The organism is Bacillus sp. FSL H8-0516 (assembly GCF_038635285.1).
GTDB lineage: Bacteria > Bacillota > Bacilli > Bacillales > Bacillaceae > Bacillus > Bacillus safensis.
In genome coordinates this window covers 2500013-2525209 of the sequence record NZ_CP152051.1, presented here as the reverse complement: position 1 = coordinate 2525209, position 25197 = coordinate 2500013, and the positions used below count along the sequence as shown (strand labels likewise).

The 25197-nt window shown below is 41.2% G+C and carries 25 protein-coding genes, 1 tRNA gene and 1 other annotated feature; of the genes, 23 read left to right on the top strand and 3 right to left on the bottom strand.

Annotated features, from left to right (window positions below; all coding sequences use genetic code 11):
- Positions 1-10 precede the first annotated feature (10 nt).
- Positions 11-1141 carry a PrpF domain-containing protein gene (locus MHB67_RS12790; RefSeq protein WP_342492546.1) on the bottom strand — a complete coding sequence of 377 codons (1131 nt, stop codon included), beginning with the start codon at positions 1139-1141 and terminating at the stop codon, positions 11-13.
- A gap of 135 nt (positions 1142-1276) precedes the next feature.
- Here MHB67_RS12790 and MHB67_RS12785 point away from each other — a divergent pair, with 135 nt between their 5' ends.
- The 10 genes from MHB67_RS12785 to MHB67_RS12740 all read left to right on the top strand — a co-directional run bounded on the left by MHB67_RS12785 (position 1277) and on the right by MHB67_RS12740 (position 8841).
- Positions 1277-2137, top strand: a complete 861-nt coding sequence (locus MHB67_RS12785) for a LysR family transcriptional regulator (protein WP_024423208.1) — start codon at positions 1277-1279, stop codon at positions 2135-2137.
- Positions 2138-2290: 153 nt separating this feature from the next.
- The gene (locus MHB67_RS12780; protein ID WP_025092462.1) at positions 2291-3607 is read left to right on the top strand and encodes a citrate:proton symporter; all 1317 of its coding nucleotides are present in this window, start codon (positions 2291-2293) and stop codon (positions 3605-3607) included.
- A 205-nt stretch (positions 3608-3812) separates the two neighbouring features.
- A complete protein-coding gene (gene gerE, locus MHB67_RS12775) occupies positions 3813-4037 on the top strand; it encodes a spore germination transcription factor GerE (protein WP_003184172.1) in 225 nt (74 codons plus the stop codon).
- Between the two features lie 149 nt (positions 4038-4186).
- Complete coding sequence (locus MHB67_RS12770; RefSeq protein WP_024423206.1) at positions 4187-4627, top strand: MarR family transcriptional regulator; 441 nt, start codon at positions 4187-4189, stop codon at positions 4625-4627.
- A 10-nt stretch (positions 4628-4637) separates the two neighbouring features.
- Positions 4638-5453 carry a glutamate racemase gene (racE, locus tag MHB67_RS12765; protein WP_024423205.1) on the top strand — a complete coding sequence of 272 codons (816 nt, stop codon included), beginning with the start codon at positions 4638-4640 and terminating at the stop codon, positions 5451-5453.
- A gap of 100 nt (positions 5454-5553) precedes the next feature.
- Positions 5554-6615, top strand: coding sequence for a GerMN domain-containing protein (locus MHB67_RS12760; protein WP_103131859.1), 1062 nt, complete (start codon positions 5554-5556; stop codon positions 6613-6615).
- 151 nt (positions 6616-6766) lie between these two features.
- On the top strand, positions 6767-7495 hold the full coding sequence (gene rph / locus MHB67_RS12755; protein ID WP_044335866.1) for a ribonuclease PH: 729 nt from the start codon (positions 6767-6769) through the stop codon (positions 7493-7495).
- A 10-nt stretch (positions 7496-7505) separates the two neighbouring features.
- A complete protein-coding gene (locus tag MHB67_RS12750) occupies positions 7506-8108 on the top strand; it encodes an XTP/dITP diphosphatase (RefSeq protein ID WP_162860205.1) in 603 nt (200 codons plus the stop codon).
- A gap of 14 nt (positions 8109-8122) precedes the next feature.
- Positions 8123-8647, top strand: a complete 525-nt coding sequence (locus tag MHB67_RS12745) for a metallophosphoesterase (RefSeq protein WP_024427164.1) — start codon at positions 8123-8125, stop codon at positions 8645-8647.
- Between the two features lie 120 nt (positions 8648-8767).
- Positions 8768-8841, top strand: a tRNA-Arg gene (locus tag MHB67_RS12740).
- Between the two features lie 415 nt (positions 8842-9256).
- Here MHB67_RS12740 and MHB67_RS12735 read toward each other — a convergent pair.
- A complete protein-coding gene (locus MHB67_RS12735) occupies positions 9257-10237 on the bottom strand; it encodes an SDR family oxidoreductase (protein ID WP_099663512.1) in 981 nt (326 codons plus the stop codon).
- A 197-nt stretch (positions 10238-10434) separates the two neighbouring features.
- Between MHB67_RS12735 and MHB67_RS12730 the strand changes: the two genes are divergently transcribed.
- The 8 genes from MHB67_RS12730 (at position 10435) to MHB67_RS12695 (ending at position 17565) form a co-directional block, all read left to right on the top strand.
- Positions 10435-11049, top strand: coding sequence for a DUF4241 domain-containing protein (locus tag MHB67_RS12730; RefSeq protein WP_039180458.1), 615 nt, complete (start codon positions 10435-10437; stop codon positions 11047-11049).
- A 241-nt stretch (positions 11050-11290) separates the two neighbouring features.
- Positions 11291-12523 (top strand): kelch repeat-containing protein, encoded by a 1233-nt coding sequence (locus MHB67_RS12725; RefSeq protein WP_039180455.1) that lies wholly within the window; start codon positions 11291-11293, stop codon positions 12521-12523.
- Between the two features lie 252 nt (positions 12524-12775).
- Positions 12776-12925 carry a teichoic acid D-Ala incorporation-associated protein DltX gene (locus tag MHB67_RS12720; RefSeq protein WP_024427820.1) on the top strand — a complete coding sequence of 50 codons (150 nt, stop codon included), beginning with the start codon at positions 12776-12778 and terminating at the stop codon, positions 12923-12925.
- Between the two features lie 14 nt (positions 12926-12939).
- Positions 12940-14445 (top strand): D-alanine--poly(phosphoribitol) ligase subunit DltA, encoded by a 1506-nt coding sequence (gene dltA, locus MHB67_RS12715; protein ID WP_234107269.1) that lies wholly within the window; start codon positions 12940-12942, stop codon positions 14443-14445.
- Entirely contained in the window at positions 14442-15626 is a 1185-nt protein-coding gene (gene dltB, locus MHB67_RS12710; RefSeq protein WP_212051548.1) for a D-alanyl-lipoteichoic acid biosynthesis protein DltB, read from the top strand. The genes dltA and dltB overlap by 4 nt, the downstream gene beginning before the upstream one ends.
- A 21-nt stretch (positions 15627-15647) precedes the next feature.
- Positions 15648-15884, top strand: a complete 237-nt coding sequence (dltC, locus tag MHB67_RS12705) for a D-alanine--poly(phosphoribitol) ligase subunit 2 (RefSeq protein WP_024423191.1) — start codon at positions 15648-15650, stop codon at positions 15882-15884.
- The gene (gene dltD / locus MHB67_RS12700; protein WP_234107268.1) at positions 15884-17050 is read left to right on the top strand and encodes a D-alanyl-lipoteichoic acid biosynthesis protein DltD; all 1167 of its coding nucleotides are present in this window, start codon (positions 15884-15886) and stop codon (positions 17048-17050) included. Before dltC ends, dltD begins: the two co-directional genes overlap by 1 nt.
- Before the next feature lie 95 nt (positions 17051-17145).
- Positions 17146-17565 carry a YkvA family protein gene (locus tag MHB67_RS12695; RefSeq protein ID WP_034279788.1) on the top strand — a complete coding sequence of 140 codons (420 nt, stop codon included), beginning with the start codon at positions 17146-17148 and terminating at the stop codon, positions 17563-17565.
- A gap of 32 nt (positions 17566-17597) precedes the next feature.
- Here MHB67_RS12695 and MHB67_RS12690 read toward each other — a convergent pair whose 3' ends face one another.
- Positions 17598-18641 carry a lactonase family protein gene (locus MHB67_RS12690; protein ID WP_034621158.1) on the bottom strand — a complete coding sequence of 348 codons (1044 nt, stop codon included), beginning with the start codon at positions 18639-18641 and terminating at the stop codon, positions 17598-17600.
- Between the two features lie 432 nt (positions 18642-19073).
- Here MHB67_RS12690 and ilvE point away from each other — a divergent pair, with 432 nt between their 5' ends.
- From ilvE to MHB67_RS12665, 5 genes are all read left to right on the top strand, one after another.
- Positions 19074-19988 (top strand): branched-chain-amino-acid transaminase, encoded by a 915-nt coding sequence (gene ilvE, locus MHB67_RS12685; RefSeq protein ID WP_234107267.1) that lies wholly within the window; start codon positions 19074-19076, stop codon positions 19986-19988.
- An 8-nt stretch (positions 19989-19996) separates the two neighbouring features.
- Positions 19997-20242, top strand: a binding site (T-box leader).
- A gap of 122 nt (positions 20243-20364) precedes the next feature.
- The gene (ilvB, locus tag MHB67_RS12680) at positions 20365-22089 is read left to right on the top strand and encodes an acetolactate synthase large subunit (protein WP_025092480.1); all 1725 of its coding nucleotides are present in this window, start codon (positions 20365-20367) and stop codon (positions 22087-22089) included.
- On the top strand, positions 22086-22604 hold the full coding sequence (ilvN, locus tag MHB67_RS12675) for an acetolactate synthase small subunit (RefSeq protein ID WP_007501584.1): 519 nt from the start codon (positions 22086-22088) through the stop codon (positions 22602-22604). Before ilvB ends, ilvN begins: the two co-directional genes overlap by 4 nt.
- A gap of 18 nt (positions 22605-22622) precedes the next feature.
- Positions 22623-23651 carry a ketol-acid reductoisomerase gene (gene ilvC, locus MHB67_RS12670; RefSeq protein WP_024423187.1) on the top strand — a complete coding sequence of 343 codons (1029 nt, stop codon included), beginning with the start codon at positions 22623-22625 and terminating at the stop codon, positions 23649-23651.
- Positions 23638-25191: a 2-isopropylmalate synthase gene (locus tag MHB67_RS12665; RefSeq protein WP_024423186.1), complete on the top strand. Its 1554-nt coding sequence runs from the start codon at positions 23638-23640 to the stop codon at positions 25189-25191. Before ilvC ends, MHB67_RS12665 begins: the two co-directional genes overlap by 14 nt.
- Positions 25192-25197 lie beyond the last annotated feature (6 nt).

Below are 25197 nucleotides of genomic sequence, written 5' to 3'. Positions count from 1 at the left end.
CTCGTCTGCTTTAAGCTTCTCTTTTAATATGAGGCTGAATCACATAGTCTTGTTTTGTGAAGACAACTCCGTCTAGAATTTCTCTTGCCGTTCGAATGACTTTGACTCTGTTTTGAGAGATGTCAATTTCCGTTTGCATAATACCAGCAGGATGCCCAATACGAAGTGTGTCACCTTGTCCTTGGAACAGCTGAGAAGGAAGCGTTTCATCCAAGAAACAGCTGGCCGTCACGCAGACAGAACCGGTAATGGCAAGTGCTTGGTGTGGCCTTTGCATCGATAGCATACGAACGATGATGTCCATATCTTCTGCTCGTCTCAAGATTCCATTTGTATCTACATAATCAGCAGGCTCGCTGATGAGCGCAAGCTTTGGAACAGCTGGAGACTGTAATGTGGCCATTTCTTTTGGTGCAAAATGACACATTTCAGCAGCGAGAGAACGAATTTCTTCTAAATCATCCAGTAATTCGTCTGTAAACTCTTCAGGTAATTCAGTTCCTTTTAATTGAATATCTTTCGCGCGAATAAAGGCAATTGGATTTGCAATGTCAACGATCGAGATTGGAATCTCCCCAAACTTTGTTTGAATCGTATCAATTTTGTTTCCAGTCGGATAGGTTTTACCTGTGACAGCTCCTTCAGGTTTCTCAAAGGATAAATAAATGGGAGAACCAGTTCCTTTTACGCCTGGAATTTCTGCCTGTCCTTCAAATTTTACTTCTCCATTTTCAACTTCGACCTCTGCCGTAATGACTTTATTTGTATTGGTATTGAGGATACGTACAGTCGTAATGGGCTCAACTGCTTCAACAAGTCCTTTAATGATCGCATACGGTCCAACGGCTGATGAGATGTTCCCGCAGTTTCCTTTAAAGTCGACATATCTCTCATTAATACTGACCTGTGCAAATGTATAGTTCACATCCACATCCGGGCGTGCGGCTTTATCGATAATGGCCACTTTACTTGTTAAAGAATTACCGCCGCCGATCCCATCGACCTGCAGCCGGTCAGGACTGCCCATAATGTCTAATAGAAATGCCTCGAGCTCATCGTGTTCATATGGTGCATTGTCAGCGTGAATGAATACTCCTTTGCTTGTACCGCCTCGCATGATTGTGATTGGAACTTTTCTCATGACTCTCACCCTCAATTTTTAATTAACTGTTTATCTAACCAAAATGGTAAAGTATAATAAGAAATAAGTTAAATACATTATTTTAAGAGAAATCAATAAAAATATTTTATAATTAGTAAAAAAGGAGGGCATACAATGGATGAAAAAGATTGGCGGTTTTTAAAGGTACTTTATGAAGAAAAGAACATCACAAAAGCGGCAGAAAAATTATTTGTCTCTCAGCCTGCCTTAAGCTATCGATTGAAACAGCTTGAAGAAGAGTTTGATATGAAACTTTTCTTTAAAAGAAAACGAGGAATTGAATTTACATCAGAGGGCGAATACTTGGCTAAATACGCAAATGACATGCTCAAACAGCTGCAGCAAACGAAAGATGGCATGCTCAATATGCAAAAAAAGGTCAAAGGAACGATTCGGTTAGGGGTCTCAAGTAACTTTGCCCAGTATAAACTGCCAGAAATATTAAAAGAATTTTCTAAGCAGTATCCACATGTTCAATTTATGGTCAACACAGGCTGGAGCACAAAGGTAATGGATTTATTAGGAACATCAAGTGTGCATTTAGGGATTTTAAGAGGCGATTATGACTGGAATGGAGAGCGTTTTTTGCTTGATAAAGAGCGTCTTTGCATTATTTCAAAATCAGAAATTCAGCTAAAGGATCTCCCGAATCTGCCGCTCATTGACTATCATACAGACAGTTCATTAAAACGGCTGATTAACAGATGGTGGCAGGAAACATTCACAATGCCTCCGCTTGTTACGATGGAGACAGACCGTCAGGATACATCAAAAGAGATGGTGAAGCATGGTTTAGGCTATGCCATTGTCCCAGAAATTTGCCTCAGACCAAGTGATGAGTTATTTGTAAAAGGACTTTCGTATAAAGATGGACAGCCTGTTTTAAGAGATACATGGCTCATGTACCAGCCAGACTCACTTCATTTGTCTGTTGTGAAAGCGTTCATTGAGTTTTTAAGAAATCAGCAAGGGTGATTATAAAAGAAATTTATTGAATATACGAAAAAATCGATATTTTCATTATAAAAAAAGCTATTATATCCTTGAAATAGAAAGCGCTAACATATAGATCGCAAGTGCAAGGGGGCGCTTGCAGATCATGTAAAGAAGAGGATGGAGGGATATAAAGTGCTAGCTATTTTAGGGATCTTGATGGTCTTGACATTTACATTTCTCATTATGACAAAACGTATGCATCCGGTGGTGGCTCTAACCGTTGTACCTATCATATTTGCATTGATCGGCGGCTTTAACAAAGGGTTAGGGGACATGATGCTTGATGGACTGAAAACTGTTGCACCATCAGCTGCTTTATTGTTATTTGCGATTTTATTCTTCGGTGTCATGCTGGATGCTGGATTGTTTGATCCTCTGATTAAACTCATTCTACGTATTGTAAAAGGTGATCCTGTCAAAATTGCTTTTGGGGTAGCGATTTTGTCTATGCTTGTTGCATTAGATGGTGATGGAACAACAACGTACATGATTACCGTATCAGCTATGCTGCCACTTTTCTTAAGAATTGGGATGAACCCATTAATTTTAGGAACAATTTCATTATTATCATTAGGAATTATGAGCGGAATGACGCCATGGGGCGGTCCAGCTACTCGTGCAATCGCAGCGCTTGGATTAGATGCAGGCGAATTTTTCATTCCATTACTCCCAACGATGGTTGGAGGCGGTCTTTTTATACTTTTTACTGCTTATGTACTTGGGAAAAAAGAAAGAAAACGGATTGGGATTGCAGAGATTCAGTACAAAGAAGAGCCGTCCATTTCTCCTGAATTGGCTGCGTCAATTGAAGATGGAGTAGCCGATATCAAGAGACCGAATCTGATTTGGATTAACTTCTTCTTAACAATTGCTGTCATGGTCACACTCGTCATGGATATCATCCCAATTCCTGTACTCTTCTTAATTGGATTTGTCATCGCTCTGATGATCAACTATCCAAAGGTTGAAGATCAGCGCGAGCGAATTTTATCTCATGCAGGAAACGCATTAACGGTTATCACACTTGTATTTGCAGCAGGGATTTTCACAGGGATTTTTTCTGGAACAAAAATGGTTGAGTCCATTGCCAATTTGGTCATTTACATGATTCCGGATTCCTACAGCTCATTTTTCCCGCTGATTGTTGCTTTGACGAGTATGCCATTTACATTTGTGCTCTCAAACGATGCTTATTATTTCGGAGTGCTGCCAATCCTGGCTGAAGCCGGCGCAGCTTATGGGATTGATCCGGTGGAAATTGCACGTGCCTCTATCATAGGGCAGCCTGTTCACTTACTGAGTCCGCTTGTAGCTTCAACACTGCTGCTTGTCAGTATGCTGAACAAAGATATTGGTGATTTGCAAAAATATGCACTGCTATGGACCGTGTTAACTGCCCTTTTTACAACACTTATTGCATTGTTAACAGGCGCCATTTCAATCTTTTAAATACTACGCAAAAAAGGACGATGTCTCGGGGAGGAGACTCGTCCTTTTTTGCGTGGAGGAAAGCGCAGAAATTGGACGCTGATATGCGGGATTTCTTGATTTTAACGTCACCTACCTCAGGCACCCGGCATATGATATCTCGACTATACAGAATCCCATTCTATAGAGACTAGAGCTCTCACCTTAGCAAGGAGGGTTACAATACTTGAAGGAGAAAGAGTTTCAATCCAAGCCGCTATTAACCAAAAGAGAAAGAGAAGTATTCGAATTGCTCGTCCAAGATAAAACAACAAAAGAAATTGCAAGCGAGCTTTTTATTAGCGAAAAGACTGTTCGAAATCACATTTCGAATGCCATGCAAAAGCTAGGAGTCAAAGGCCGTTCACAGGCCGTAGTCGAGCTTCTGCGTATGGGTGAGCTAGAGCTCTAAAGTCAGCCGGTTTTCCTTCCATATCGGGAAGGAACCGGTTATTTCTATATAGTTTCCATGAGTCTCTTCTTGCATTTTCTTTAAAAAACGAGGAAAATAGACATATACGTTTTAATCAAAGTGAGATGCTATAGTGAGGTATCAATAAAATGGAAACGAATGAATCAGGCCATGTTGCAGAGATTGAAAAATCATTGCGCCACATTGCCGCAATTATTAAGCAAAAAGGCAGAGAAATCCTGAATCAATATACGATTACACCTCCACAATTCATCGGGCTTCAGTGGCTTTATGAATTCGGAGATATGACAATAGGCGAGCTGTCACAAAAGATGTACTTGGCTTGCAGCACAACCACTGATTTAATTGATAGAATGGAAAAAAGTGAACTTGTCGAACGGGTGAAAGATCCATCTGACCGCCGCGTGGTTCGCATTCATTTATTGCCTGAAGGCGAGCGGATCATTCAAGAAGTGATTGCTAAACGCCAAGAATACGTCAGTGAACTTCTAGGGGCTTTCTCAGAAGAAGAAGCCATCGTTTTCAACCAATCCTTAACGAAACTACAGCAGCAAATGAAAAGAAAATGAGGCGATTTTGTTGGATCAACCAATCGGCGTCATTGATTCCGGCGTCGGCGGTTTAACCGTTGCAAAGGAAATCATGAGACAACTGCCAAAAGAAAAAATTATTTATGTAGGCGATACAAAACGATGTCCATATGGCCCGCGGAAAGAAGAAGAAGTTCTTCAATATACGTGGGAAATGGCACACTACTTACTAAAACACCACCATATTAAAATGCTCGTCATTGCATGCAACACAGCAACGGCGATCGCACTGGATGAAATCAAAGCAACGCTTGATATTCCCGTCATTGGCGTCATTCAGCCCGGTGCCCGCACAGCGATCAAGGTGACAAACAACCAGCATATTGGCGTTATTGGCACAATCAATACGATTAAAAGCGAGGCATACAAAGAAGCGCTGCTGTCACTAAAAGCAGGTCTAACGGTTCAAAGTCTGGCGTGTCCGCTCCTTGTCCCATTTGTGGAAAGCGGTACGTTTTTAGATCAGACAGCAGAGGCAGTGGTGAAAGATTCCCTTGAACCGATGAAAGAAACAGGAATTGATACACTTATTCTTGGCTGCACACACTATCCGATTTTAAAAGAGCCGATTCAGCGCTTTATGGGCAGTGATGTCAGCATCATTTCATCAGGAGATGAGACAGCGAGAGAAGCAAGTACGATTCTTTCATATAAAGGGCTGTTAAATACCTCTAAAGAAACGCCTGTCCATACATTTTACACAACAGGGCAGCAGCAAAATTTCCAAAACATCGCTCGTGACTGGTTTGGCTACCTGCCAGGGAAGGTCGAAACCGTGTCACTTGAACACATCTACCAGCAATAACCCCTTCTACTTGAAGCGGGTTATTTTTTTATGAAAAGGGTCTAATCCTCCGAGGGAGCTCGTATACATAGTAGTACAAACTACTAGAGGAGGGTGAAGTATGCTGAAAAAAGGATCTACAGCAGCTGTTACGTGTATCGCGTCAGCCATGCTTTTGTCAGGATGCGGATTGTTTCAAACAGACCAAGCGAAAACAGAGATTGATCCACCACAAAACGTCACATATGTGAAAGAAAATAAAGAAGATAAACAAACAGCCAAAGAAGGAAAAGAAGAGAAGCAGGCAGATACGGTCATGAGAGAATTATATTTAATTGATAAAAACGGGTATGTCGTCTCTCAATCCATTCCACTGCCGAAAAATGAAGGAAGTGCCAAACAAACCCTTGAATATCTCGTGGACGGGGGACCTATTTCTAACTTAATGCCGAATGGCTTCAGAGCAGTGCTGCCAGCGGATACGCGCGTATCTGTCGATATTAAAGACGGAACCGCGGTTGTCGATTTTTCAAATGAATTTAAAAACTATAAAAAAGAAGACGAGCAGCGTATTTTGCAATCTGTCACTTGGACGTTAACTCAGTTTGATTCCATAGCCAAAGTCAAATTGAAGATGAATGGACATGAACTAAAAGAAATGCCTGTGAACGGTACACCTATCTCAGATGATTTAAGCAGAGAAGACGGTATTAATATCCAGCACGAGGCTGCTGCTGATATGACAGCGACAAAGCCAGTGACGGTTTACTATTTAGCTGAATCTGATGAACAGACGTACTATGTTCCAGTGACCAAAAGAGCGCCAAAAGACGAGGATGATCCGATTACAGCAGCGATTGATGAGCTCGTCTCTGGACCAAGCAAAAAAAGCCATCTGCTTACAGACTTTGATCAAGATGTGAAGCTGAATGATGTACCAAAAGTAAAAGATAGCCATGTGACACTTGATTTCAACGAATCTATTTTTGGCAGTGCAGATGAAAAGAAAAAGGTCATTTCGCAAAAAGTTCTTGATAGCATTGTGCTCACATTAACCGAGCTGCCGGACGTCAAAAGCGTATCTGTCAAGGTGAACGGCAAGGCTGAGCTTGTGAACGAAAAAGGAGCAGAGCTCACAAAGCCGGTTTCACGACCAGAACAAGTGAATACAGGTAGTTTTTAACGTCACACATTGATATAATGGAGAAAAAGAGGCATGCATATTCGCTGCCTCTTTTTTATTCCAAGCGATTAGAACGAGCTGAGGTTGTCAAAGTTAGTAGGAGAACCCCGCTGGCACTCGCGAGGAATGTATATCGTAACGGAGGTAAAACATGAGATTAGATGAAAGACAATATGACGAATTGAGAAAAATTGAAATAGAGGCAGGCTACATCACGCACCCAGAAGGCTCTGTCTTAATCTCAGCGGGAAATACGAAGGTGATTTGTAACGCATCGATCGAAGACCGCGTACCTCCTTTTTTAAGAGGAGAAGGAAAAGGCTGGATCACAGCAGAATATAGCATGCTTCCAAGAGCAACTGCACAAAGAACGATAAGAGAATCATCTAAAGGAAAAGTCACAGGACGTACGATGGAGATTCAGCGTTTAATTGGACGAGCACTCCGCGCAGTCGTTGACTTAGAAAAGCTTGGCGAACGCACCATTTGGATTGATTGTGATGTTATTCAAGCAGACGGCGGCACACGCACAGCATCCATTACAGGTGCTTTTGTTGCCATGACACTCGCGATTCAAAAGCTACGAGCTGAAGGAGCCATTAAAGAAAACCCGATTACTGATTATTTAGCGGCGATATCCGTCGGAATTGATTCTCAGCAAGGTCTTCTGTTAGATTTAAACTATGAAGAAGATTCTTCTGCTGAAGTAGATATGAATGTCATCATGACAGGCGCTGGTCGCTTTGTTGAACTTCAAGGAACAGGCGAAGAAGCGACATTCTCAAGAGAACAGCTAAACGGACTGCTTGATTTAGCCGAAAAGGGCATCAAAGAATTAATCGAAAAGCAAAAAGCAGTAACAGGAGAAGTCATCGAATAAAGAGAAGGGTTTGATCAGGATGAAAACAGCCATCATTGCAACGCACAATGCGGGCAAAGCGAAAGAATTCAAAGCCATTCTTGAGCCAAAAGGATTCACGGTCAAAACACTAGCAGACATTGGCTTTACTGAAGAAATTGAAGAAACAGGACAAACCTTCGAAGAAAATGCCATCATCAAAGCGGAGGCCATTCAAGCCAAAGCAGGTGAAATGGTCATTGCAGACGATTCCGGTCTGTCGATTGATTATCTGGGCGGAAAACCTGGCGTGTATTCAGCGAGATACGCAGGTGAGCATAAAGACGATGCGGAGAATGTGGAAAAAGTGCTGAGCGAACTTCAAGGCATTGAAAAAGAAGACCGCACAGCCAGATTCAGATGTGCCCTTGCTGTCAGCATACCGGGAAAAGAAACAAAGACGGTAGAAGGATCAGTAGAAGGCTTCATCGCTGAAAAACCTATCGGCGAAAATGGCTTCGGATACGACCCAATTTTCATCGTCAAAGACAAAGACCAGACGATGGCCGAGTTATCACCAGAGGAGAAAAACAAGATCAGCCATCGAGCGGTCGCGCTTCAAAAGCTTTCATCACTGCTAGACGCAAATGAATAAGGGGGAATGAAGCCATGAAGATACTCATCATTAGTGACAGTCATGGACTCACAGACGAACTTCAAACCATTGCCAAACGGCATGCGGCTGAAGTTGACATGATGATTCACTGCGGAGATTCAGAACTGGAAACGAACCACCCAGCACTCGAAGGATACAAAGTCGTCAAAGGAAATTGTGACTTTATGGGCGATTTTGAAGAAGAGCTCCTGCTCCCACTTGATGGAGGCGGAAAACTATTTCTCACTCACGGACATCTGCATGGCATCAAACAATCCTTGCTTCAAGTCTACTACCGTGCAGAAGAGCTAGGCGCAGACATTATCTGCTTTGGCCACTCGCACATTCCAGGCAGTGAACTGCTAAGAGGAAAACTCCTCATTAACCCTGGCAGCGTACACTTGCCAAGAGTGCGAAAAGAGCGCAGCTATGCTATACTGACACTAGATGGAAGCGAAGCAAACGTACAGTTTTTCACGGACGAAGGTCAGGTCATACAAGATCTCGAAAACACTGTCACATTGGAAGGTATTTCATAAGGGTGCAGCATTTGCCCCTTATGAAAAAACTTTCGAAAAACCGTTGACTTTAAAGAACAATAGTAATATAATAAATCTTGTCGCTGAGGTAATACACCACAGCACACTACATAACAACATGTCCCAGTAGCTCAGCAGGATAGAGCAACGGCCTTCTAAGCCGTCGGTCGGGAGTTCGAATCTCTCCTGGGACGTACTAAATTAAAAGCCTGAAACCCTTTATTATCAAGGATTTCAGGCTTTTTTGTTCTTTGGAACTTAAGTTCGTAACTCGCTCCAAAACAGGGTTTTGGGAGCGGATTTATTTTTAAATATTTCCGTTCTCTGTGTTTGTATCAAAGAAGCTATCAAAATGGATAGCTTCTTCAATGACATGAGCGTAAATTGACATAGTTGTATCCATTTTTTATGCTCTAAACGTTCCTTTTAAATGATTGGATAGTTCAGTTCATAATTTGGATAGCAATAATAAGGCGGTCTACGTCCAATTTCAGACATTAGCCATGAATGCTCCATATAAACCATAGTAACTTTTTTCATTGAATGATTCACAAGTAATAACTCTACCTCTGGATTAAATTCATATCTCAATCCAATGACCTCCTTATATTAGGAATGTGTGGATTCCCCACCGTCAACATGCAGCACTTGACCTGTAACAAAACGTGAATCATCAGAAGCTAGATAAACAAATGTTGGTGCGAGTTCAAATGGATGGGCAACTCGTTCCATTGGATTAAATGCTCCATATACAGCCACTTGGTCTGACGAGAAGCTTGCTGCAATTAGTGGCGTCCAGATTCGACCTGGAGCAACAGCGTTTACACGAATTCCTTGTTTTACAACATTTTTAGCCAAAGCACGTGTCCAACCAACAATTGCACCTTTTGTGGCTGTATAATCAATCATTTGTTGCTCACCTACATACGTTACGACTGAAGAAGTACCGATAATAGAACTGCCTGGTTTTAAGTAAGGAAGCGCTGCTCTGGTTGTGTAAAAATGTGAGTATATGTTGACTTTAAAGGTGTCATCGAATTGTTCGTCTGTAATGTCAAGAAGGCTTGGTTGTTGAAATTGGATACCAACGTGGTTACATAGAACATCTAGACGTCCGAAGGTTTTTACTGTTTTCTCTACAATGGTGATACATTGCCTTTTATCTCGCAAGTCTCCTGGCATCAATAAACAACGTTGCCCGAGTTCTTCGATTCTTGCTTTTGTTCTATTAGCATCTTCGTGTTCATCTAAGTATGCAATCGCAACGTCAGCACTTTCCTTTGCGAAGGCAATGGCTACTGCTGCACCAATACCACTATCCCCTCCTGTAATGAGAGCAACTTTTCCCGCTAACTTACCACTCCCTTTGTAATTTGTATTTTCAATAATTGGAAGTGGTACCATTAAGCCTTCTACACCAGGATGCCGAAGTTGACGTTGTTCAGGTAAATTAATTGGGATTTCTTCATAGCGTGTGATTTTTCCGTAATTAGGGTACATGGGATAAGGTTGAGTTTTCATTTTCTCTAGAAACTTCTGTTGCATTTGTTTTATTTGTTGCAACTTACGCTCATCAGATTCTTGTGTCATTGAATTCCCTCCAAATGTACTTATTCCCTTTAAATGTTTATGTTGTTGACTGCTAATCCAAGTATTAATATTTCTGTAAGCTCTCTTGAGTAGGTTGAACGGATTAAATAGGGGAAATAAAGCAGGAAGAAAAGGCCAAATAGAGAAAAGTACCATAATTCCAAATGCTTCAGAAAAACAATGAAAGGAATGATCACTTGTACAACATCAATCCAAGTCACCTGTTATATAGAAATGGAGAGACAACAAGCAGTCAAGAGAGTGATCAATTATTCGCTAAACAGTTAGGCTATATCGAGATCACGGGCGGTCATATTGTTGCCTGTGATCCTTTTGTTTCAGGTATGGACCAATCTTTTACGAGGAAGGTTGCTCTAGGGAAATATCCTATTATACTTGTAGTTAAGCGGTTGGAAAACGGAGACGAACGAGTAGCCTATGCAATGATCAAGTTTACAAACGAGCAAGCAACAGAATGGGAGCTTGCTACAAGAATAGGGCAAGAACTCAATCAATTAAAAGAAGAAGAGTTCTGTGGCTACGGTGTAAATAAGGTTATGGGCTGCTTTATGGATGCGGAGTCAGCTATATATCTTCAAGCGTATGAGGATAAGCGATATAAAGAGGACAATGATTTTTATCTTTACGAGGAATTTGAAGAAGCTCTTGCGCAAAACTACAAGCACACATGGGGCTGGCTCGTCACCCGTTTTCATGACAAGGTGGACATTGCCAGGTTTACAACAGGTTTCGGTGACGGGATGTACCCGAGTTTTTGGGGATGGATGAAAACGGAGAACCTGCTTGCCTAGTGACAGACTTTCTAATAATGGATTGATGAGAAGCCCATGAAATCATGGGTTTCTTTATTGTTCTTTGATTATAGACTTAGGCAGTTTTTGATTAAACCTATTATTTTAAGCGACTCTATAGTAAGTCACTTTTCCGATGCTTTTTTCTATTAATTTCTCTTTAAAAAATTCAATGATTCTATAAAAATAAAAAAACTCTCCGATAATGAAGAAGTAAGATAATGAAAAGGGAGTGTTATTTTTGAAAAAATGGATCGTCATGATGTTACTAGTAATCCTTTCATTCACGCAGTCAGTTCAAATGGTACATGCAGCTAAGGATGAATGGAATCAATTAGCTGATTTGCCAACAGCAAGAGTGGGAGCTGTAGCTAATGCTGTAGATGGGAAAATTTATGTAATTGGTGGGTTTAATGCCGACAAAGAAACGTTAGAATATGATCCATCTGTAAACAAATGGACTAAAAAGACAGATATACCTACTGGAAGAGGAGGAGCAGCATCAGTAGTAGTAGGTTCAAAAATATATGTCCTTGCTGGAAAACATACGGGTTTTACTTATAATAAGTTCGAAGTGTATGATACAAAAAAAGATGAATGGGAAACACTACCTGATATTCCCTTTGTTAGCAAATCAAAAGGCTCATATAACGTTCAAGCGGGTGTTATTGGAAATAAAATTTATGTATTTGGTGGAAAAGAGTTTTTTAGCTATGATCTTTCTAAGCAAACATGGAAAGAAGAAGCTCCTCTAAATGTTAAAATAGAAGGAGCAATCGGTCTAGTATTAGATGAGAAGTTTTACATCTTTGGCAAAAACGATAAACGTGAAGTTTTTGAATTTGACGCTAAAAAAGAAGTTTGGACTGCAAAGAAAAAAGGGTTTGTCAGTGGTTACTTGAATGGTGTAACTTATAAAAATAACATGATATTTCCCGGTGGTTCAACAAGGAGTTTAATTGTATATGATACTGAACAAGAAGAATTAGTTAGAATAGATGTGCCTTACCACAATATGCGTATAGGAGCTTCATCAGTAGTTATTGATGATACATTATACCTTATAGGTGGTAGAGATTATAATGAGAATTATACAGAGATTGCAGATCAAAACTACAAATCTGTCATCTCTTTATCTTTAAAAGACCTGCAATTTCCAAACAACACTGAAACCGAACCACCTGGCGACAAAGACCCAGAACCAACAACACCGCCTAAAGACGATGCAACAAATGAAGACGGCGATGCACTACTCATCATCACAATGGTCAATGGCTTGCAAAAAGAGTATGACCTCTCCATGAAAGAAGTCAACGCTTTCCTATCATGGTACAAAAAGCGTGATGCAGGAGAAGGTCCAGGTTTTTATGAAATTGACGAGCATGACAATAACAAAGGTCCATTTGAAAGTAAAAAGGATTATGTAGTGTTTAAAAACATTCTCATGTTCGAAGTCAATAAATATAAGAAGTAATTGAAATCGAAGCCATCTAGTCCGACTAGGTGGCTTTTGAGTTAGCTCGACAGCTTTCAGCAATTTTAAGGCAAATTTAAGCTCGGATTTCATTTCAAATGTATTAAATCTTTGTTACAATAAGACAGCTTTGCTCAAAAGAGACATTCCAAGGTTCGACATTTTTTTAGCAATTCTTAAAAATTTTATGGTTTGATATGAAACTCTTTTGATGATCCATGCGTCTCTATAAGTGTCAAAAGAAAAGAGGTTATCAATATGCTATTCAAAAAGCTATCAGAAAATAAGTCTGTAAAATGGATAGGATATACAAGCTTTTACTTACTTATTTTGCTATTATTGTTCTTTATTTACGGATTCCACACAGCAAATACGGGATCATTCATTTACAACGATTTTTAATTGGAGATTAAACTATGAAACTATTACACACGATTCATGAATACCAGCAAACGAAACCAACACAGCCAGCATTTGTTTCTCAACAGGCGTCGATCACATATGATGAGCTTTGGCATTTATCAGACCAAATGGCTGGTGCGATCGATGCGGTCGCAGCTGGCAGTGAACCTGTCATTGTCTACGGTCATATGGAGCCAGAGATGCTGATATCTTTCTTAGGCAGTGTGAAATCAGGCAGACCTTATATTCCGGTCGACATCTCGATACCTGTCGAGCGCATCGTCTCAATCATTGAAAGCTCAAAAGCCAGTCTATTGATATGTGCAAATGAGCAGAATGTATTAGATGTAGAAGAGCACATTGAAGTGAAGAGTGCGGCATCGCTTTTAGCACTTGAAAAAGAAGCACCGCCAGCCACGCAGTGGGTTCAACAAGATGATGTTTTCTACATTATTTATACGTCTGGCAGTACCGGAAAACCGAAAGGCGTTCAGGTAACAGCCAATAATTTAGAAAGCTTTACAGAGTGGATGTGCCGTGACTTCCCAATTGGTGAGGGACGCACATTCTTAAATCAAGCACCATTTTCTTTTGACTTATCAGTGATGGATCTCTATCCAGCGCTTCAATCAGGCGGCACGCTTTACTGTTTAGTAAAAGATCTCGTCAATAAGCCAAAGGATATGTTTGCAGCACTTGGTCAATCTGACGTTGAAGTGTGGACATCAACACCTTCTTTTGTGCAAATGTGTTTAATGGACCCTTCCTTTTCAGGGGAGCTTTTACCTGAGCTGAAAGTTTTCTTGTTCTGCGGTGAGGCGCTTCCTGTAGCTGTAGCAAGTGCACTTCTGGAGCGTTTTCCAAAGGCGCAGGTCTTTAATACGTATGGTCCAACTGAAGCAACTGTTGCGATCACATCGATTGAAGTCACGCAGGAGATTCTTGATCAGCACGATTCTTTACCAGTCGGCTATGCCAAACCTGATACAGACATCGTCATTTTAGATGAAGAAGGCAAGACACTTCCTGATGGTGAAAAAGGAGAAATTGTCATCGTGGGGCCAAGTGTCACGAGAGGCTACTTAGGTGAACAAGCCTTGACAGATAAAGTGTTCTTTGAATACGAAGGACGTCCTGCTTACCGTACAGGTGACGCAGGTGTGGCGCAGGATGGTTTAATTACGTGCCATGGCCGTCTCGACTATCAAATTAAGCTTCATGGATACCGGATGGAGCTTGAAGAAATTGAATATCATGTAAGCGAGACAACCTATGTCAATGCTTGTGTGATTGTGCCATTCCAGCCAAACGGTCATGTTGAGTACTTGATTGCAGCGATTGTTCCAGCAGCTCATTCATTTGAAAAAGAGTATCAGCTGACAAGCGCGATTAAGAAAGAAATGGCGGATTCACTGCCAGCGTACATGATCCCAAGAAAGTTTGTCTATCTTGAGCAGCTGTACATGACGCCAAACGGGAAGGTTGACCGTAAGAGAATCGCGAAAGAGGTTCTTCTATGATTCCGTTTAGTTCATTCTTTTTCTTCATTCTAATTGGTATTCTTCTTTTGCCGACGATCATTCTTGGTCTTCGCGGCAAAAGAATGCAGGGCTACAACATGTTTGCAACGGTTGTGGCGCTGGCACTTATTTTCTCAAAGGATGCCCATGGCGCGCTGCTGCTCTTCTTGTTCACGGTGTGGCAAGTCTTCATCATCCGCCTGTACCTTGCATACCGGTTAAAGGCGAATCAGGCATCTGTTTTCTATGCAGCAGTGGTGGCATCTATTTTGCCGCTTGTACTGTCAAAGATTTTACCGTTCTTTTTAACTCATCAGCCGCACCAGCCGCCGCCAATGAACTGGCTGAGCTTTTTGGGGATCTCGTACTTAACATTTAAAGGTGTTCAGTTAATTATTGAGACAAGAGACGGCTTGATTAAGAAGAAAATCCCGATTCACCGTTTGGTCTATTTCATTGTCTTTTTCCCGACGATTTCATCAGGTCCGATTGACCGTTACCGCCGATTTGAAAAGGATATGGATACGCCGCCTGAAAAGGAAGCATACAGTGATCTTCTATATGCCGGTATTCATAAAATTTTCATTGGCTTCTTATATAAGTTCATTATTGGGTATCTAATTCACACATATATTCTGATGAATATTCATCATATTAGCAGCAGTCACTTTGTTCAGCAGTTAACGTATATGTATGCTTACAGCATGTATTTGTTCTTTGACTTTGCTGGATATACAATGTTTGCTGTAGGTGTGAGTTATATTATGGGCATTAAGTCGCCAGAGAACTTTAATAAACCGTTTATCAGCCGAAATATTAAAGACTTCTGGAATCGCTGGCATATGTCCCTGTCCTTCTGGTTCAGAGACTACGTGTTTATGAGATTTGTGTTCTTTATGACCAAAAAGAAGTGGATTAAGAACCGTATGGCTGTATCAAATATCGGGTACTTTATCCTCTTTCTATTGATGGGTGCTTGGCATGGTCTTGCCCTTCAATATATTATTTACGGACTATATCATGCAGTTGTTATGTCCGGTTACAATTTATTTGAGAAATGGAATAAAAAGCACAAGTGGTGGCCGGATAATAAGGTCACAATGGTTGTGTCTATCATTATTACATTCCATGTGATTTGTTTCGGATTTTATATTTTTTCAGGAAAACCATTTCATCATTAATGATTAAGGGAGTAGAAAATTATGGAATTTAAAAATCAAGTATACGGTATTATTGCAGAGGTTTGTCAGGACGACGTTGTGAAAGAAAATCCAGAGATTGCGATTTTTGAAGAAGGTCTTCTTGATTCATTTGGTACAGTAGAACTGCTTATGGCAATTGAAAGTCAACTCGGAATCACTGTTCCGATTACAGAATTCGATCGTGATGTGTGGGATACGCCGAATCATATTGCTGAGCAGCTGGCAGAGATGAAGTAATGAAAAAGCGTTTTTTTGGGCCGCTTATTTTAGCGGCTGTTCTATTCATTGGTGTTCTTCTTGTACCAAATGCATGGCTCTCACACCTGATCCCAAAAGACAAATTACAAAAGTCAGCCACAGAATTAGATCCAGGGATGTTTCAAGGGCTTTATTTACAAGATGAAATGCTAAAAGATCCAACTTATTTGCCGATCTATGGATCTTCTGAACTATCACGTTTTGATCCATATCACCCTTCGAATTTCTTTCATGAGAATCCTCAAGGGTTTACACCTTATCTTATTGGAAAAGGTGGATCGCAATCATTAATTCATGCGATGAACTTCGCAGCGCATATGGATGAATTAAAAGGGAAGAAGCTTGTATTTATCGTGTCCCCGCAGTGGTTTGTGAAATGGGGATCTGACGAGAATCACTTTGCACCTAACTATTCAGCGCTTCAAGCGCTGAATCTTGCCTATAATAAAGAAATTGATCCAACTGTGAAAAAAGAGCTGATTAAAAGAATCATGAAATTTAAAGCAGTCAAAAACGACATGGTGATTACAGAGCTTTTTAAAGCAGAGCTATCTGGGAACAAGTTCGCTTATGGCGCGATTTCTCCTATTGCGAAAATATACTATGGCATGCTTCAAAAGAAAGACATGTACTATACGATTGGATCGGGGCATGAGCGCAAGCTTCAACCGTCTCCTTCAGTCAAAGGAAAAACATGGGCTGAGCTTGAAAAAGAAGCGAGCATTTTTGGTGCGAAAAGAGCAGGGGACAACCCGTTTTATATTAATCAAAAACTGTTTGACCACAAGCTGAAACCGATCATGAAAAAGATGAAGGATTCCCGTGAAGGTCATTCTTATGCGGAATCACCAGAATACAAAGATTTTCAAATCATGCTTGATATTTTAAAACAGGCAGGGGCAAAGCCTTTGTTTGTAACGATTCCTGTCAACGGAAAGTGGTATGATTACACCGGTTTTCCGAAAGAAGGCCGTACAGGTTATTATGAAAAAATCAATCGTCAAATTCGAGATAATGGGTATGAAGTCGCAGATTTGACTAAGCATGAGTACGATCCATATTTCTTTAAAGATACGATTCATGTGTCTTATAAAGGATGGGTGTACATCGATAAGGCAATTGAAAAGTTTTACAAAGAGCAGTAGAATGCAGCAGCTTTCTGCTGCTTTTTGTTTGTCGAATCAGCGGATATCTTGTATAACTAAGGGAAAAGGGCTATGCTGTAGATGGAGGCGATATGATGAATCGTTCTGAGAAAAAAGAACTATTAAAGCGTTCGAAGAAGCATTTTAATGATCATGCCTTTTGGGAAAAGTTAAAAAAGACGGCACAAAAAGCTGGTGTCTCTCTTGTCTATGCTGTGCTATTACTTTACTATACATTGCAAAAACCCGAAGTGCCGGTCAAAGCAAAGACCTTGATTATTGGAGCACTCGGCTACTTTATCCTTCCACTTGATCTCATTCCGGATACATTAATTGGTGTCGGCTATACAGATGATTTAGGAGCCATTACATTTGCTTTGCTTCAAGTAGCAATGTACATTGATGATGATGTGAAAGGGAAAGCAAAAGACAGGCTGTCAAAATGGTTCGGCGAAAAAACCGATACGTCTTTGATTGATCAAAAGCTTGAGGATGGCGGTATGCCGTCTGCATAAAGAAAAGCCTCCGTTATTGGAGGCTTTTTTCTTTACCCTAAAAATTTCACGCAAACTGGATGAGGGACGGTAATGTCTGATTGTAAGACAGTGAGTCGTCCTGTTTCTTTGTCGCGTTTGTATAACACAAGATTGCTAGATTCTTGGTTTGAACCGACGAGGAATTCTTCTGTTGGATCAAGTACAAAATCTCTAGGCCAGTTTCCTTCAGAAGAAGCAATCTCGACTAGGCTTAATTGGCCATCAGCGTCTGTTTTAAAAATCGCAATGCTGTCATGACCGCGATTTCCTGCATAAACAAATTGTCCGTCTGAAGAGACATGAATGGCACTTCCTTGATTGTTCTCCGTAAAATCGCTTGGAATGGTCGCGATTGTTTGGATCTCTTCAAAATGACCATCTTCAAAGTAACGAAGCACAATGACCTCTGAGCTTAGCTCTGTCATGACATATGCCACAGGTTTCGTTGGGTGGAATGTGATATGACGAGGTCCGCTGCCTGGCTTTGTTTCAAATGTATGAGCAAGCTCAAGTTTGCCGTCTTCTTTCTTATACGTATAAATTCCATCTGTTCCAAGGTCAACAGCCACTGCAAATTGTTCATCTGGCGTGAGACCCATAAAGTGAGTGTGCGGCTTTTCCTGACGATCTTCGTTAGGGCCAGTTCCTTCATGCTGCGCCTGTGAGAGCGTGCGGATCACTGAGCCGTTTTCAGCATCGATTTCATACATCTCTGCTGTCCCTTTATGATAGTTCGCTGTATACGCCGTTTTCGTTTGACTGTCCACGCTGACGTGGCAAGGAGAAGCTCCATCGGCAAGCTCTTGGTTGATGAAGTGAAGTCTGCCTGTTGTTGAATCAATTTGATACGCAGCAAGGCCGCCCTGTGATCCTTTTTTCACAACAGCATAAACAAACTTTTGATCCTCTGACACGGTTAAATATGTAGGATTTTCAAGTTCAGCAGCAACTTCTACTTGCTCAATCTGCTGCTTGTCCGTATTTAATGTAAACGTATAAACACCTTTACTGTCTCCCTTTGTATACGTACCGATATAACCTCTGATGTTAGCCATGTATTGCCCTCCTTCTATTAGATGCTCTCATTCTATCATAAATTCATAGGAAAACGCTTTAGAAAGGCATGCCAAAAGAAAAACAAAGCCAAAGAAATCTCACAATATTCATCAAAAATGTTGTGAAAAAATATCACAAAAGTTTTCTCAAAAGAAAACCGTTCATGTAAAGTAAATAAATTGAAGAAAAAATACAAAAAATTTTAAGTTTTTTCATTCCTTGTCTAGCAAAGGTGTAAGCGTATACATTTAATTTTGATTAGTCTAAATTGTCTAATAATTTTAAAAATGCTGTTGACACTGTATGGAAAGCGGCGTAAGATGGGTTCAACAAAAGCTAAACAAACACGCAGTGCAAGCGAGAGACACTTCAATATAAAGTGTCTGAAAATTCAACTACTTTTTGTTTGAAAGAGAGGGTGCTCACTGAAAATGGAAGACCAAAAGGAACAGTGGATCTTTTTAAACGATGAACTCGTGAAAAAAGAGGATGCGAAAATTTCAGTTTACGATCATGGCTTCTTATATGGCGACGGTGTTTTTGAAGGGATTCGCGTGTATAACGGAAATATCTTTCGAATGAAAGAACATTTAGACCGCCTGTATGATTCCGCTAGATCCATTATGCTGAACATTCCATATTCACTTGAGGAACTCACGGAAAAAATGATTCATACCGTTGAAAGGAACGGCCTAAAGGATGCCTATATCCGCCTTGTCGTCTCAAGAGGAGCAGGTGATCTTGGGTTAGATCCTAACAACTGCGGGAGAGCCAATACAGTGATCATTGTAGAGCCGCTGGCCATTTTTCCAAAGCACCTATATGAAACGGGTATTGATATTTTGACGGTTCCAACAAGACGAAATCGTCCAGATGTCCTTAGCCCAAAAGTGAAATCATTAAATTATTTGAATAACATTCTTGTCCGAATCGAAGCCCATATGGCCGGTGTGAGTGAAGCGCTGATGCTGAACGATCAAGGGTACGTGGCGGAAGGTTCTGCAGACAACGTGTTTATTTATAAAAAAGGTAAGCTTTTTACACCGCCAGGTTATATTGGCGCACTTGAAGGCATTACAAGAAATGCCATCATGGAGATTGCAGAAGACTTAGGCTACGAAGTGAAAGAAGAACCATTCACAAGACATGATGTGTATACAGCTGAAGAAGTATTTCTAACAGGAACCGCAGCCGAAGTTATCGCCGTTGTAAAAGTTGACGGCCGTACAATCGGTGAAGGAAAACCTGGGTTCCACACAAACAAACTTCTTGAACAATTCCGTAAGCGAGTAGTTGAAGAGGGAGAAAAAGTCGTTTTTGCAGATGAAAACATTCATGCAAGTTAAATAGATATCGATAAACGTTGAAGAGGACTAGTAGCTTTAGAGTCAGTATCTACAGAGAGCCGGTGCTAGCTGGAAACCGGTGTTACTTTCTAAAGTGAACTCACCTCTGAGTGTCTGCTTGAAATGATAGTAGGGCAGGCCGAGTGACATTGCTCACTCGTTACCAAAATGGACGAAAGATGTCCATGAGACGGCAGCAGGGTTGCCGTGAACAAGGGTGGTACCGCGAAAAACAAAGCTTTTTCGCCCCTTTGACCTAGTGAAAAGTAGTGTCATTGTGGGGTGAGAAGGCTTTTTTATATGGTCTCATATCTCTATCTTGAATGGAAAAGGGTGAAAGGACTTGACTGAAGCAAGACAAAGAGGAGGAAATCAAATGGGGACAAATGTACAAATGGAGACGGAAAAATCAAAAGCACCACAAACGATGAACGGTGCACTCATGTTAATTGAAGCACTCAAAAGAGAAAAAGTAGAAGTCATTTTTGGCTATCCGGGCGGAGCAGTTTTGCCAATCTACGATAAAATTTACGATTCTGGTTTATTTCATGTCCTGCCAAGACATGAGCAGGGAGCGATTCACGCAGCAGAAGGATACGCAAGAGTATCTGGTAAACCGGGTGTGGTCATTGCCACATCAGGGCCGGGAGCGACAAACCTTGTGACAGGAATTGCAGATGCGATGATTGATTCACTTCCCCTTGTTGTATTCACAGGGCAGGTGGCAACGTCAGTCATTGGATCGGATGCATTCCAAGAAGCAGATGTACTCGGCATCACAATGCCAATTACAAAGCACAGCTACCAGGTAAGGAATCCAGAGGAATTACCAGGTGTCATTAAAGAGGCATTCCATATCGCAACAACAGGCAGACCTGGTCCAGTCTTAATTGATATTCCAAAAGATGTCGCAGGCATTGAAGGAACCTTTGAATATGATCAGCCAATTGATTTACCTGGTTATCAGCCAAAAGTAGAGCCGAACTATTTGCAAATTCGCAAATTAGTAGAAGCTGTCAGCAGAGCGAAAAAACCAGTCATTCTAGCAGGAGCCGGCGTTCTTCATGGCAAAGCATCTGAAGAATTAAGACAGTATGTAGAGCAGCAGCAAATCCCAGTCGCTCATACATTGCTTGGACTTGGCGGATTCCCGGCAAAGCATCCTCTTTTCCTAGGGATGGCTGGTATGCATGGCACATATGCAGCGAACATGGCTCTTCATCAATGTGATCTGCTCATTTCAATCGGAGCAAGATTTGATGACAGGGTAACAGGCAACCTCAATCATTTTGCGAAACATGCGAAGGTCGCTCATATTGACATCGACCCAGCGGAAATCGGCAAGAACATTCATACCCATATCCCGGTTGTTGGAGACAGTAAGCTCGTTCTTGAAGAACTGATCAAGCAAGACGGGAAGCAAGGGGAATCAGACGAATGGAAAAATCAATTAGATCAGTGGAAGGAAGAATATCCACTCTGGTACGTTGAAAACGAAGCAGAAGGCTTTAAGCCTCAAAAGCTGATTGAATACATTCATCAATTCACAAAAGGTGAAGCCATTGTCGCAACTGATGTGGGACAGCATCAAATGTGGGCGGCACAGTTCTATCCATTTGAAAATGCAGATAAGTGGGTCACATCTGGAGGTCTTGGCACAATGGGCTTCGGATTACCAGCAGCCATCGGCGCTCAGCTGGCTGATCAAGAGGCAACTGTTGTAGCGATTTTAGGAGACGGAGGTTTCCAAATGACCCTGCAAGAACTTGCCGTTATCCGTGAGCTGAACCTTCCAGTCAAAGTGATTGTACTCAATAATCACAGCCTTGGAATGGTAAGACAATGGCAAGAAATTTTCTACGAAGAACGCTACTCACATTCTAAATTTTCAGAGCAGCCAGACTTCGTCAAATTATCTGAAGCTTATGGCATTAAAGGAATCAGAATCTCATCAGACGAAGAGGCGAAAGAAAAGCTTGAAGAAGCCTTAACCTCTAGAGAGCCTGTTTTCATCGATGTCAATGTAGCGCGAGATGAAAAAGTATTCCCGATGGTAGCACCGGGGAAAGGACTTCATGAGATGGTGGGGGTGAAACCTTGAAAAGAATTATTGTGTTGACTGTATTAAATCGATCAGGCGTACTGAACAGAATCACAGGCCTCTTTACTAAAAGACACTACAACATTGAAAGCATTACGGTCGGCCATTCTGAGATTCAAGATGTATCACGCATCACGTTCGTCGTCCATGTAGACCAGGAGAAAGACATCGAACAGCTGACAAAACAGCTGAACAAACAAATCGATGTTCTGAAAGTAACAGACATTACAAACCAATCAATCGTTCAGCGAGAGCTGGCTTTGATAAAAGTCGTATCTGCACCAGCATCTAGAATGGAGATCACGGGTGTCATTGAACCGTTTAGAGCTTCTATTGTAGATGTGAGCAGAGAGAGTGTCGTCATTCAGGTGACAGGTGAGTCTTCAAAAATTGAAGCACTCATTGAATTACTTAAGCCATACGGCATTAAAGAAGTCGCCAGAACTGGCACTACGGCCTTTGCGAGAGATAATCAGCAAAAGCCGCAAACAAATAAAACAATTTCAATTGTCTAAACAAAAGGAGAGAGTCAAATGGTAAAAGTATATTATAACGGTGATATTCAAGAAAACGTATTAAATGGTCAAAAGGTAGCAATCATTGGTTACGGTTCACAAGGTCATGCACATGCATTGAACTTAAAAGAAAGCGGCGTAGATGTGATCGTCGGCGTAAGAAAAGGCGGATCTTATACAAAAGCACAAGAAGACGGCCATCAAGTATTCACAGTAAAAGAAGCAGCAGCACAAGCAGACGTCGTGATGGTACTACTTCCAGATGAGCAGCAAAAGAAAGTATATGATGAAGAAATCAAAGATCAATTAGAAGCTGGCAACTCACTTGTATTCGCACACGGATTCAACGTTCACTTCCATCAAATTGTTCCTCCAAGTGACGTAGACGTGTATCTTGTAGCGCCAAAAGGACCAGGACATCTTGTGAGAAGAACATATGAGCAAGGCGCTGGTGTACCTGCCCTATTTGCTATCTATCAAGATGTATCTGGCCAAGCGAAAGACAAAGCACTTGCTTATGCAAAAGCGATCGGCGGAGCAAGAGCGGGCGTTCTTGAAACAACATTTAAAGAAGAAACAGAAACGGATCTATTCGGTGAGCAGGCAGTTCTTTGTGGAGGCCTTACTTCACTAGTAAAAGCAGGATTCGAAACGTTAACAGAAGCTGGTTATCAGCCAGAGCTTGCATACTTCGAGTGTCTGCATGAACTAAAATTGATCGTTGACCTTATGTATGAAGAAGGATTAGAAGGTATGAGATATTCAATCTCTGATACAGCACAATGGGGTGACTTCGTATCAGGACCACGCGTTGTGGATGCAAAGGTAAAAGAATCAATGAAAGCTGTTTTGACTGATATCCAAAACGGAACATTTGCAAAAGAATGGATTGTTGAAAACCAAGTGAATCGCCCACGTTTCAATGCGATCAATGCAAATGAAAATGAGCACCAAATTGAAATCGTTGGTAGAAAGCTTCGTGAAATGATGCCTTTCGTTAAACAAGGAAAGAAAAAGGAAGCGGTGAGCGTCGGTGCGGAAAATTAATTTTTTTGACACAACACTTCGGGATGGAGAGCAATCACCAGGAGTGAACTTAAATGCACAAGAAAAGCTTATCATTGCAAAGCAGCTTGAGCGCCTTGGGGTTAATATCATTGAAGCGGGTTTTCCCGCTTCATCCCGAGGGGATTTCTTAGGCGTACAAGAAATAGCAAGAACGATTAAAAACTGTTCTGTTGCTGGCCTTGCACGATGTGTGAAAGGTGACATTGATGCTGCATGGGAAGCATTAAAAGATGGAGTGGAGCCAAGGCTTCATGTCTTTATTGCCACTTCTGACATTCACCTGAAGCATAAACTAAAGAAAACACGTGAAGAAGTGGTAGAACAGGCTGTCGCAATGGTGAAATATGCGAAAGAACGTTTTCCAGTTGTCCAATGGTCAGCAGAAGATGCGTGCCGTACAGATCTTGCTTTCTTAGCAGAAATTGTAGAAAAGGTCATTGACGCGGGGGCGAGTGTCATTAACTTGCCAGATACAGTTGGATACCTAGCGCCAAAAGAGTACGGAAATATTTTTAAGTATATGAAGGAACACGTTCCAAATATCGACCGTGTCAACTTGTCTGCTCACTGTCACGATGATCTAGGAATGGCTGTGGCAAACTCACTTGCTGCTATTGAAAATGGAGCAGATCAAATTGAAACGGCTGTCAACGGAATTGGCGAGCGCGCTGGAAATGCCGCTTTAGAAGAAATTGCAGTAGCTCTTCATATTCGAAAAGACTTTTACCAGGTCGAATCAACGATTCAATTGAATGAAATTAAGCGTACAAGTGATGTAGTGAGCAAATACTCAGGAATGATTGTGCCGCGTAATAAAGCAGTCGTTGGAAACAACGCATTTGCACATGAATCAGGTATTCACCAAGATGGTTTCCTCAAAGAAAAAACAACCTATGAAATTATTTCTCCAGAGCTTGTCGGTGTGACAACAGATGTGCTTGTCCTTGGAAAACACTCCGGAAGACACGCGTTTAAAGACCGCATGAAAACACTAGGCTTTAAACTAACGGAAGACGAAATCAATAAATTCTTTGAGACTTTTAAGAACTTGACAGAGAAGAAGAAAGAAATTACAGATGATGACTTGATCTCTATTATATTAGAAGAAAAAGTAGCAGACCGAAAAATCGGCTACGAATTTGAAAGTCTGCAAGTACACTATGGAACAGAACAAATGCCAACAGCAACAGTTTCTCTGAAAAACCAAGAAACACAGGAAGTCATTCAAGAAGCAGCTACAGGTGCAGGCAGTGTAGAGGCTGTGTACAATACGCTTGAGCGCTGTATGGAAGAAAGAATTCATTTGCTGGACTACCGCATTCAATCAAATGGAAAAGGCAGAGATGCACTAGCAGAAGTATATGTCACTGTTTCAATAGAAGGAAAAGAAACAGCAGGGCGCGGTGTAGCGCAAGATGTACTTGAAGCATCAGCAAAAGCTTACGTCAATGCAGTGAACAGACATTTAATCTTCAAATCAAATCTGATTGAAATTGAGAAACATCACGCGATCTCATAGGAAAGG